At 67.8% G+C, this 10,791-nt stretch carries 11 protein-coding genes; 3 read left to right on the top strand and 8 right to left on the bottom strand.

The annotated features are described in order from the left end of the window. Positions 1–74: 74 nt before the first annotated feature. A complete protein-coding gene (locus A7X12_RS07265) occupies positions 75–986 on the top strand; it encodes an alpha/beta hydrolase (protein WP_064311060.1) in 912 nt (303 codons plus the stop codon). A gap of 140 nt (positions 987–1,126) precedes the next feature. Here A7X12_RS07265 and A7X12_RS07260 read toward each other — a convergent pair whose 3' ends face one another. From A7X12_RS07260 to A7X12_RS07230, 7 genes are all read right to left on the bottom strand, one after another. Continuing rightward, on the bottom strand, positions 1,127–1,381 hold the full coding sequence (locus A7X12_RS07260) for a ribbon-helix-helix domain-containing protein (protein WP_232318396.1): 255 nt from the start codon (positions 1,379–1,381) through the stop codon (positions 1,127–1,129). A 4-nt stretch (positions 1,382–1,385) separates the two neighbouring features. Continuing rightward, complete coding sequence (gene cobT, locus A7X12_RS07255) at positions 1,386–3,215, bottom strand: cobaltochelatase subunit CobT (RefSeq protein ID WP_064310991.1); 1,830 nt, start codon at positions 3,213–3,215, stop codon at positions 1,386–1,388. 68 nt (positions 3,216–3,283) lie between these two features. Then, positions 3,284–4,162, bottom strand: coding sequence for a prohibitin family protein (locus A7X12_RS07250; RefSeq protein WP_198161945.1), 879 nt, complete (start codon positions 4,160–4,162; stop codon positions 3,284–3,286). Positions 4,163–4,530: 368 nt separating this feature from the next. Further along, the gene (locus tag A7X12_RS07245; RefSeq protein ID WP_064310990.1) at positions 4,531–5,424 is read right to left on the bottom strand and encodes an FAD:protein FMN transferase; all 894 of its coding nucleotides are present in this window, start codon (positions 5,422–5,424) and stop codon (positions 4,531–4,533) included. Between the two features lie 98 nt (positions 5,425–5,522). Next, positions 5,523–6,407 carry a DUF4198 domain-containing protein gene (locus A7X12_RS07240; protein WP_064310989.1) on the bottom strand — a complete coding sequence of 295 codons (885 nt, stop codon included), beginning with the start codon at positions 6,405–6,407 and terminating at the stop codon, positions 5,523–5,525. A gap of 17 nt (positions 6,408–6,424) precedes the next feature. Next, entirely contained in the window at positions 6,425–6,949 is a 525-nt protein-coding gene (locus A7X12_RS07235) for a DUF2271 domain-containing protein (RefSeq protein WP_064310988.1), read from the bottom strand. Positions 6,950–6,959: 10 nt separating this feature from the next. Further along, positions 6,960–7,604, bottom strand: a complete 645-nt coding sequence (locus A7X12_RS07230; protein ID WP_064310987.1) for a PepSY-associated TM helix domain-containing protein — start codon at positions 7,602–7,604, stop codon at positions 6,960–6,962. Between the two features lie 192 nt (positions 7,605–7,796). Here A7X12_RS07230 and A7X12_RS07225 point away from each other — a divergent pair, with 192 nt between their 5' ends. Together A7X12_RS07225 and A7X12_RS07220 are read left to right on the top strand one after the other, a co-directional pair. Then, positions 7,797–8,696: a pirin family protein gene (locus tag A7X12_RS07225; protein ID WP_064310986.1), complete on the top strand. Its 900-nt coding sequence runs from the start codon at positions 7,797–7,799 to the stop codon at positions 8,694–8,696. Positions 8,697–8,796: 100 nt separating this feature from the next. Further along, the gene (locus A7X12_RS07220; RefSeq protein ID WP_064310985.1) at positions 8,797–9,699 is read left to right on the top strand and encodes an alpha/beta fold hydrolase; all 903 of its coding nucleotides are present in this window, start codon (positions 8,797–8,799) and stop codon (positions 9,697–9,699) included. On the opposite strand, the gene A7X12_RS07215 is transcribed toward A7X12_RS07220, so the two are convergent. Continuing rightward, on the bottom strand, positions 9,693–10,775 hold the full coding sequence (locus A7X12_RS07215; protein ID WP_064311057.1) for a DUF2332 domain-containing protein: 1,083 nt from the start codon (positions 10,773–10,775) through the stop codon (positions 9,693–9,695). The genes A7X12_RS07220 and A7X12_RS07215 overlap by 7 nt on opposite strands. Positions 10,776–10,791 lie beyond the last annotated feature (16 nt).

Below are 10,791 nucleotides of genomic sequence, written 5' to 3'. Positions count from 1 at the left end.
TTCGATAACCATTGGGGAGGACTCGCGTGGAAAGACGAACGACGAGGCAGCGTGCCGGCTGGGCAGTACTTCGGATCGCGGCGGTACTTGGTGCCGCAGCGATAACCGGCGTTCCAGCGCTGGCACAGAAGGACAAGATGGAGGCGATCGCCACGCCTGCGCAGCCCATGGCAATCGAACTAGGCACCGGTCCCCTGCCCGGCGCCAAGGCAAGCGAGAGCTGGCACAGCCAATATGGCAGCGTGTTCGCCCGCAACGTGACGGTGGCGACGCTCACGCCGTTCCTGCCGGATCCCGCCAAGGCGAACGGCACCGCAGTGATCGTCGCGCCCGGCGGCGGCTTCACCTCGCTCTCGATGCAGAATGAAGGCTGGGACGTTGCCAAGGCACTCGCCGCGCACGGCGTCGCCGCCTTCGTCCTGAAGTACCGGCTCAACCAGACCCCGCAGGATCTTGCCGCCTATGAGGCCGCCATGAAGGCGCGCTTTGCCGGCGGTGGCGGGGGTCCACCGCGCGGCGCCGATCCCAAGGCGATGATGGCGGGTATCGCCACCCAGGTGACCGACGCGCGCGCAGCCTTCGCGCTGGTGCGCAAGCGCGCCGACGAATGGCACCTCCAGCCGGACAAGATCGGCATGGTCGGCTTCTCGGCGGGCGCGATGCTTACGCTGGCGACCGCGCTCGATGGTCAGGACGCCAAGCCCGCCTTTATCGGCACGATCTACGGCCCGCTCACTACCTTCCAGGTCCCGGGCGACGCCCCGCCGCTGTTCGTGGCGCTCGCCGCCGATGATCCCCTGTTCGGCAATACCGGCTTCGGCCTGATCGACAGCTGGCGCGCGGCCAAGCGCCCGGTGGAGTTCCACCTCTTCGAACAGGGCGGCCACGGCTTCGGCATGTATCCGAAGAAGACGACGAGCACCGGCTGGTTCGACGAGTTCGTCCGCTGGATGACGATGCACGACTGGATCAAGCCGGGGGCGTAGGGTCGCCCCTGTCCTCCCCGTCAGGGGGAGATGGCGCCGCAGGCGACGGCGGGGGAGGACGCACGACGGCCGAGAGGTTCTGGCATCCTCCCCCTCCGACCCGCTCATGCGGGCCACTCCCCCTGCCGGGGGAGAATACGCTAACGTCGCGTTGTCGCCATCAGCCAGGTCCGTATCGCGCTCGCCAGGTTCGGCGGATCCTCCGCGCTGATCCGCGCATGGTCAATTGCCGCGACCAGCGCGCTCAGCGGCAGCGCGGCCTCCACCGCCGCCGCCTCCAGCGCCGCCCAGAAGATCGGCTCGAGACTGATCGAAGTGGGATGCCCCGCGATGGTGATGGAGCGCTTCACCGGCCCGTAAAAGCCTCCCGGCGGGGCGATGATGTCCAGCGCCACCGCGTCACTCGGTGTCGAACAGCGCCGCCAGCTGTTCGACCATCGTGCCAGCGAGTTGCTCGGCATCCATGATCGTCACCGCACGGCTGTAATAGCGGGTCACGTCGTGGCCGATGCCGATCGCGGCCAGTTCCACCGGCGAGCGCGCCTCGATCCAACCGATCACCTGGCGCAGGTGGCGCTCCAGATAGGAGCCCGAGTTTACCGACAGCGTCGAGTCGTCGACCGGTGCGCCGTCCGAGATTACCATCAGGATCTTGCGATCCTCGGGCCGCGCGATCAGCCGGCTGTGCGCCCACAGCAGCGCCTCACCGTCGATATTCTCCTTCAGCAGCCCCTCGCGCATCATCAGCCCGAGCGACTTCTTGGCGCGGCGCCACGGCTCGTCGGCCTGCTTGTAGACGATATGGCGCAGGTCGTTGAGCCGGCCCGGCTGCGCGATGCGCCCCTCGCCCAGCCACTTCTCGCGCGACTGGCCGCCCTTCCAGGCACGGGTGGTGAAGCCGAGCACTTCGGTCTTCACGCCGACGCGCTCCAGCGTGCGGGCGAGGATGTCCGCGCTGATCGCCGCGATCGAAATCGGCCGGCCGCGCATCGAGCCCGAATTGTCGATCAGCAGCGTCACCACCGTGTCCTTGAACTCGGTGTCGCGCTCGATCTTGTAGCTGAGCGACTGCATCGGGTTCACCACCACGCGGGCGAGCCGCGCGGCATCGAGCAGCCCCTCGTCCTGGTCGAAGTCCCAGCTGCGGCTCTGCTGCGCCATCAGCCGGCGCTGCAAGCGGTTGGCAAGCTTGGTCACCGCGCCCTGCAGATGCACGAGCTGCTGGTCGAGATAGGAGCGCAGCCGCTCCAGTTCGTCGGTGTCGCACAGGTCGGTGGCGGCGACGACCTCGTCGAACTGGGTCGTATAGGCGCGATATTCAAAGCTCGGCGGAAGATCGCTCCACGGCCGGTTGGGGCGTACGGGCATCATGCCCTCGTCGCCATCGTCGCCCGGCTCGCCGTCGCCATCGTCCATGCCTTCGGACTGCTGGTCCTGCTCGCCGTCCTCGCCCTGTTCGGACTCGCGCTGCTCGCCACGCGCCTCGGTCTGGCCCTCGCCCTGCTGCTGCTCGGACTCGCTTTCCTCTTCGCCCTGCTCCTGCTGCTCTTCCTGGCCTTCGTCCTCGCCGCCGCCTTCATCCGCCTCGTCGGGGACCATCTCGCCTTCGGTCAGTTCGAGATCCTGCAGCAGCTTGGCGGCGAGCGCGGCAAAGGCGTTCTGGTCGTCGATCGCCATCGCAAGCGCGTCGAGATCGGCGCCCGCCTTCTCCTCCACCCAGTCGCGCACCAGCGCCAGGCCGAGCGCGGCGCTGGACGGCGACTCGCGGCCGGTCAGCCGCTCGCGCACCATCAGCCCGAGCGCCGTCGACAGCGGCACCTCGTCGCGGGTGCGGGCGCGGCCGATGGGGTCAGAGCGCAGCCGCATCGCCAGCGCCTGCTCCAGATTGTCGGCGATACCCGCATAGCCGCGCGAGCCCAGCGCCTCGACGCGCGCGGCTTCGATCGCGTCGTACACGGCGCGCGCGACCGGCTCGCGCGGCGCGGTGCGGCCGTGGAGGGTCGCGTCATGGTGGCGCATGCGCAGCGCGAAGCTGTCGGCAAAGCCGCGCGCCTCGGCCACCTGCTCGGGCGGCAGGGTGCGCGAGGGCATCGGCACCTTGATCGTCTTGCCGCTCTGGAACGGCGCATCGGCGGTGAAGCCGAATTCGAGTTCGTCGGCGCCCGAAAGCGCGCGCGAAGTGCCTGCGAGCACGTCGCGAAGCCGGTCGAGAGGATTGTCCTGCGCCATCCCTCCCACATGCGCCGCATGGGGCAGATGTCAAGGAAACGCCGGCATCGCTGCCGGCGTCCTTTGGTTCACTTCACGCCCAGAAAGGGCATCGGGCCGGCGCCGCCCATATAGGTGGGAAGCTGGCCGTTCCATTTCTCCACTGCCCGGAGGTTCACGATCTCCGGATTGGTGCGGATCGCTTCCGCCTCGACCTGGATCGCCTTGGCGTCACCGGCCGCCTTGGCGATGCGCGCCTCGGCATCGGCCTTGGCGGTCTCGACATTCGCCTTCGCTGCCAGCGCCTGCTGCTCGTTGGCGATTTTGGCGTTGATCTGGTTGAGCACCGCCTCTGGCACGACGATGTTGCCCGCCCAGTAGATCTGCTCGACCTGCAGCCCCACCGGCGCGAAGAAGGCCTGCACCCGCTTCGTGGCCGTCGCGATCAGCTCGGCCTTGTGGGTGCCGTAGATCTCCTCCACCCCCAGCTGCGCCGCGCGCTCGACGATCGCGTTGCGGATCGCGTTGCGCAGCGGCCCCGCGATGATCTCGTCCATGTCGGTGCGGTAGCGCTGGAACAGGATCGACGCGCGCGCCGGATCGACATGGTAGGACACGCCGACGTCTGCCCGAAGCGACAGGCCGTTCTTGTCCTGGAAGCTGAAGGCCTCGTCTATCGGGCTCTGCTCGGTGTGCGACGCCGTCCAGGTATAGGTGCGGGTGAACACCGGATATTGGTAGATATGCGTGCCCGGCAGCGCCACGTACCAGCCGACCGGCAGCGACTCCGGCCGAACGCCGCCGGCGATGTTGTTCACCCGGATGCCCACCTGCCCCGGCTCGACCCGCGCGAAGCTGCTCAGGCCGAAGATGGCAGCCGCCACCGCAATCGTGATCCACACCCAGCTGCGCCCCAGCAGCCGGAACAGAAGAAAGCCACCACCGAAATTCCCCGGTTGATATGCCATTTTTCAAGTCCATGAAGATGGAGGAGAAGCGTCCTCCCGCGCCACATTCGGGCGGGGGCGACCCCAATGTCGCCCACGCGTGGATGCGCGCGGCCGAACTGATCGGACCGTTGGTCGATGGTCAGGTGGAGGTCGGGCGGGATGCGCGGCCGAAAAGGCTCGGTGGCGCAGGCAGGACGACACAGCAACAGCCAAATCGCGGAACAGATGCCGGGAAGACCGGCGATCCCACAATCCTACAGCTCAAGCCAAAACGTCGTTGATCCCTGCTCCTTGTGCAGCACCGAATGCAGCCGCGAATCTACGCCTTTTGTTGCAACGCGCAAGCGAATCCGGACGGAGGTCTTTCGATTCTCGGACGGACGGCCTCAGCCCAGCATCGTCTGCAGCGCGGGAGAGATGCGCTCCGAGAGCGCCTCGCCCGCGCGCATCACCATGTGCGCCGCCAGCCCCTGCTGCTCGGCGAGCGCCATGCCCTCGGGGCCCAGCACCGTCAGCGCGGTCGCCCAGGCGTCGGCCAGCATCGCCTCGCGATGCAGCACCGAGACGGAGACGACATCGTTGTCGATCGGCCAGCCGGTGCGGGGATCGATGCTGTGGGCATAGCGGCGACCGTCCCGCTCGAAGAATCGGCGGTAATCCCCCGAGGTCGCGACGGACAGGCCGTGCAGCGCCACGCGCACCGGTGCAAGCGTGCTGCCGGGCACCGCCTCCAGCTCCACCCACCAGGGTTGACCATCGGGCTTGATACCCTCGCCGCGCAATTCGCCCCCGATCTCGATCAGGAAATCCTCGATGCCCAGCGCCAGCAGCCCCTCCGCCACGGCATCGACCGCATAGCCCTTGGCGATGCCGGAAAGGTCGATCTGCACCGCCTCGCGGCGGCGGATGCGACGCTGGTCGCGATCAAACTCCAGGTGGCGCGCGCCGGACATGATCTTCGCCTCGCCGATCGCATAGGCGCTGGGCACATCGCCGCGCGGACCGGCAGGGCCGAAGCCCCATAGATCGGCCAGGACGCCGGCCGCAGGATCGAAGGCCCCGCCGCTCGCGGCATGGACCGCGAACGCGGCGGCCAGCACGCGCACCGCTTCCGGCGAGAGCGGCTGCCAATGGCCGAGCATGCCGTGGTTGAACCGCCCGACGCGCGAACCCGGCTCCCAATGGCTGAACTCCGCCACCATTCGCATCAGCACCGCCTGCACCGAATCGCGGACATCCTCGGGCGGATCCACCACGACCAGGCGCCAGGTCGTGCCCATGGTCGCACCGCCGAAGGTTGCGACCGGCGCAGAATCCCGGCGCCGACGGAACGCCGTCGGCGAAAGGCTCTCGGGAATGGCAATGCGAGCGTCGGCGATCAGGGTGCAAGTACCTCCAGCGTGGTCGTGTAGCTGACGCGGCGCCCGGAGGGAACGCCCCCCATGCTCTGCGGACCAGCCTGTGCCGGACGCGCGCCCGCGCCCTGTGCCTGCGGACGCGGCCCCTCCCCCTCGGGCTGTGGTGCGGTCGGAGTCACGTTGATCCAGTACATGCCCGCTTCCGGCCACTGAATCGTCACCTTGCCCGAAGCGTCGGTGCGCTGCTCCATCTGCTTGGGCGCGCTGCGATAGCGGCCGCCGCCGAGGATGGTGGTGACGTACAGGCCCGGGGCAGGCTTGCCGTCGAGCAGGAACTGGAAGGTGGCGGGCTCATTGGCGACCAGATCGTTCGGGTGCGTCACCGGCACGAACTCGATGCCCTGTCCGCTCGGCTTGAACACGGTGCTGGTCGGCGCGCCCTGCGTCACGAAGATCTCGTTGCGGGCGAGCATCTCGCTCGTCTGCACATCGGTTGCGCCAGCGGGAATCACGCTCGCCAGCTGCGCCTTGGTGGTACCGCGCGGGATCATCTTGGTCTCGCCGTTCAGCATGTAGCGGCCGAACACGCCTTGGTTGACCACCGCGATGCGATAGGTGCCCTGCTGGGTCAGATGCACATCGAAGGTCGCGCGGAACTGGCCGACATTGTGGTGCTCGGCCTTTCCCTCGGTGCCGTCGGGCTGGGTGATCGTCGGTATCGCGCCCAGCGGGCGATGGTCGAAATAGAACAGGTCGTTCGACACCGCGGCGTCGACGGTCACCCAGTTGTCGGTGCCCGAGACCACGGTGGACGACGGCAGCAGCCACATGCGGTGGGCGATCGCAGCCGGCGCGGCAAGCGCAGTAACGGCGGCAAGGGCGAAAAGCGGCTTGCGGAACTTCATGGTACAGATCCCCCCGGTTAACGCTTGAGCGTGAACGAAACGGCGCCGAGCTCGCTCGTGCCCTTGGCGGCGGCGGTGGCGCTGCTGCCGTTCCAGGCGAAGGGCAGACGCACGACCTCACGGCCGCCGACTTCGCGCGCGGCCTCCACCACCAGCATATACTGGCCCGGCGTGAGCGCGGGCATGCCACCTTTGCCGGCGACCAGGCGCTGCTTCTGCACGCCCGGCGCGCGGGTGGCGCCGCTGATGCCGTCGGCGGGGAAGCTCATCGCCCGGCCCGAGGCGCGCCACCACTGCCGCACCTCGTGCAGCCATTTGGTCCCCTCGCCGCCGCGCTTGTCGACATCGTACCAGACGGAGAGCGTACGGGGCGTCTGCCCTTCCTTCTCCAGCCATACCGCCACATAGGGCTTGTGATATTCGGCCACGCGGATGCGCGGCAGCTCGATCGACAGGTCCATGGTCTGCGCCGCCGCCATGGTCGGCAGCAGCGCGCCGGCGCCAAGCGCGGCAGTGGTGAGTCCGGTCAGGCGAAACTGCATGAAACCCCCTTTAGTGAATCAGGAACAGCGCGATCAGCGCAGGAATGGCGAGGCCGGCCGCGACCAGCGGCCAGGTGCTCTTGCGATGCTTCGAATGCATCCAGAGCAGCACCAGGCCGGTCAACGTGAAGACCAGGCAGGCAAAGGCGAAGACGTCGATGAACCATTTCCACGCGGGGCCGGCGTTTCGCCCTTTATGGAGATCGTTCAGATAGGCGATCCAGCCGCGCGAGCTGCGCTCGCCGGTCACCTTGCCGGTGGCGCGTTCGATGGCGATCCAGCCGTCGCCGCCGGGGCGCGGCTGGGCGAGATAGATCTCGTCGGCCGACCATTCGGCGACACCGTCCGCCGGCATCTTGAGGGCGTTGCCCACCCACCCCGCGACCGGTGCGGGCAGCGGGTGCTTGGCATCCGGCTTGTCGTCGGGCTTCACCAGCGGCAACAGCGCGGCCGGGAGCTGCGCCGATCGATCCACCGTCTGCGGCGCCCCCTCGATGTCGGCGGCATGGTTGAGCGTGAAGCCCGTGACCGCGAACAGCAGCAGCCCGATCAGGCTGATCGCCGAGCTCATCCAGTGCCAGCTATGCAGTTGCTTGAGCCAGAAGCTCTTGCGGCTGCGCTTGCGCGGAGCAATGGGCGGAGACGGGGCGTGCATCGGGCTTTCGGGAATCTCGGCTAGAGTCGAGCCGACGCGATAACGCGAACGATTCGCAATTACAACGTTCGAGTTGTAACAGTCTGTACCGATCCGCTCGGAAACGGTGCGTTGACGATCCTATCCGCTGGTTTGGCTGGGCTCCCGCGGCGCGAACCGCTATTCCGCCCCCAGCAAACACGGAGACGAACGATGCGCGACGACCTGGTGATCCAGACGATCGAGCCGACCACGCACGACCTGGGCGGCTTCAAGGTGCATCGCACCCTCCCCTCGCGGCCGCGCACGATGGTGGGGCCGTTCATCTTCTTCGACCAGATGGGCCCGGCGATTCTCGACGCCGGCACCGGCATCGACGTGCGCCCGCACCCGCACATCAACCTCGCTACGGTAACCTATCTGTTCGCGGGCGCGCTCGACCATCGCGATTCGCTGGGTACCGATCTTACCATCCAGCCCGGCGCGGTGAATCTGATGACCGCCGGGCGCGGCATCGTCCATTCCGAACGCTCGCCTTCCGCCGAACGGGAGAAAGGCCCGGAGCTTTCCGGCATTCAGACCTGGCTCGCGCTGCCCGACGCGGTGGAGGAAATGGATCCTGCGTTCGAGCATGTCGGCGCGGACGACCTGCCGATCGTCGAGGCGCATGGCGCCCGTGCACGGGTAATTATGGGCGAGCTGTGGGGCGCCAAGGCGCCCACCACCACCTATGCCCAGACCATCTATGGCGACATCGCCCTGGATGGCGGCGCAAGCATCCCGATCGACGCCGCGGCCGACGAGCGCGCGCTCTATGTGGCAAGCGGCGATGCAAGCCTGGACGGCATGCCGCTGGTGCCGACGACGCTGTACCTGCTGCGCCCGGGCGTGCGGGCGACGCTGCGTTCCGAACGGGGCGCGCGGGTGATGTTCTGCGGCGGCGAGGCGTTCAAGACTCCGCGCCATGTCTGGTGGAATTTCGTCAGCTCCAGCCGCGACCGAATCAACCAGGCGAAGGAAGACTGGAAAGCCGGCGCCTTCCCCAAGGTCCCGAATGACGACAAGGAATTCATCCCCATCCCGGAGGTTCCTAAGACGGTGAGTTACCCCTAATTTTCCGCCACTTGCGGCGTTTGCACAACCGGCGCATCTAGGACCGGGGCAAACGTCGCACGGCACGGAGGCGGTGCCCGGCGGGTACAGGGAGAGCCGCGTGACCGGAATGCGAGAGACGACGCTGCCGCTGGCGACCGGCGTTACGCTCAACGTCGCGCTGGCGGGGGATCCTGCGAACCCGCCGGTGATGCTGTTGCATGGATTCCCCGAATCCCATCGCACCTGGCGGAACCAGATTCCGGCGCTGGCGGACCGTTATTTCGTGATCGCGCCCGATCAGCGCGGCTATGCGAATTCATCCAAGCCCGACGGCGTCGAAGCCTATGCCGCCGACCGGGTTGCCGCGGACGTGTTTGCGCTGGCCGATGCGCTCCACCTCGATCGCTTCGCACTGGTGGGACACGACTGGGGTGGCGCGATCGCCTGGATGGCAGCACTGCGCGAGCCCAAGCGCGTCGCAAGGCTGGCAATTCTCAACGCGCCGCACCCGCAGATTTTCCAGCGCAAGCTGTTCGACGATCCCGGCCAGCGGCGCGCGAGCCAGTATATCCGCTTCTTTCGCGAGACCGAACTCGATCGCGCGCCGGACAAGAGCGGGCTGGAGCAATTCCTCCTGTCGCTGTTCGGCGAGCATCTTCAGGTCATCGTGCCGCCCGAGGAAAAGGCGATCTATCTGGAGCAATGGAGCCAGCCCGGCGCGCTCACCGCGATGCTGAACTGGTACCGAGCGACCCAGATTGTGGTGCCTGCCATCGGCGAGACCCCCGCGCGGCCGGCCTGGGTGGATGGGCCTTTCCCGCTTCAGCCCCAGCCGACGCTGGTGATCTGGGGCATGCGCGATCGCGGCCTGCTGCCCTGCCTGCTCGACGGGCTCGAAACGCTCATCCCCGACTATACGCTGGTGCAGGTTCGTGACGGCGGTCATTTCATTCCCTGGGAGAAGCCCGAGGAAGTGACCGCCGCCTTGCTGGAATGGCTGGAGCGCCGGGGCGCTCAATAGGCCCGCATCACATAAGGGCGCGTTTCATAAGGCGGTGCCAGCCCTTCCACCCAGGCGCCATGGGCGTGGGTGTGCGCGACCAGTTCCATCGGCGTGTCGCCCGGCCATGCACGCACGCGCACCTCATGGCGATGCTGGTCGCGGTTCGGTTCCATCATCACCCAGCCGAGCGGCCTCTCGGCCGTGGCCCGCGCGCCGGCCTTCAGCATCGCATCGGCGATCCGCTGCTGGCCGGCCTCGGACAGATACTGCCATACCACCGAGTGCGTCAGCACGCGGGTAACACCTGCCGGTTGCGGTTCCGCAAGCCGCGCCTCCAGCCATGCCGCTGCGTCACCGCGCTCGAGCGCAACGGGGTTGGCGCGCAGCATGCCGATGCAGGTCTCCAGCCGCGCCTGGCGCTCAAGTGCGTCGACCCAGCAATATGCCTGGAGTCGATCGGCATCGCGATCGTCGGTCAGGTCGAGCGGAGCGATGTCGACACCGCTTGCCGAGAGGATCTCCACGTCAGCGGCGGGCGGCGGCGCCCCCCGCCATTCGGGACGCAGCGTCAGCGGCGAGTCGCCCGGACCCACCGCGACACCGCCGAGATCGAAACGATAGCGCCCGAGCATCAGGTTGAGCCCTCCGCTGGAACCGATCTCCAGAACCTCGAAGCGCGGCCCGTAGCGCTGGGCCAGATGCAGGATACCGGCCATCAGCCCGGCCGAACGCGCCGCCTCGTTGGTCTGGGGCGGGCCGTAGAGCCACGGCATCAGCGGCAGATCATAGGCACAGAGTAGCGCGTCGAGTGTCGCCCCGATCCGGCCGATATCGGCTTCGTCGCCGGTGAATACGCGCCGCAGTTCGGGCACCCCCCGCCGGTGCAGCGCGTGCAGGCCGCCGACGAGGCGGAGTACCAGCGCATCCCCCACCGGCTCCCCCGGCCAGTCGAGCACCCGCCGGCCGGTTTCGCTCGCGCGGGTGATCCCCTGCCCCAGCGCGGTACAGATGCGCGCGGTGATCGGCGCGTCCATCGCCGCGCAATAGTCCGCCTGGATGGCAAAACTCTTGCGGTTCTCGGCTTCGCTTGCCATGCGCATCTCCCTTTGG

It is taken from the genome of Sphingomonas sp. TDK1 (assembly GCF_001650735.1).
In the GTDB taxonomy this organism is placed as follows: Bacteria; Pseudomonadota; Alphaproteobacteria; order Sphingomonadales; family Sphingomonadaceae; genus Sphingomonas.
Note: the sequence above shows the minus strand (reverse complement) of the source record. Positions and strands in the feature narration are given on the sequence as shown.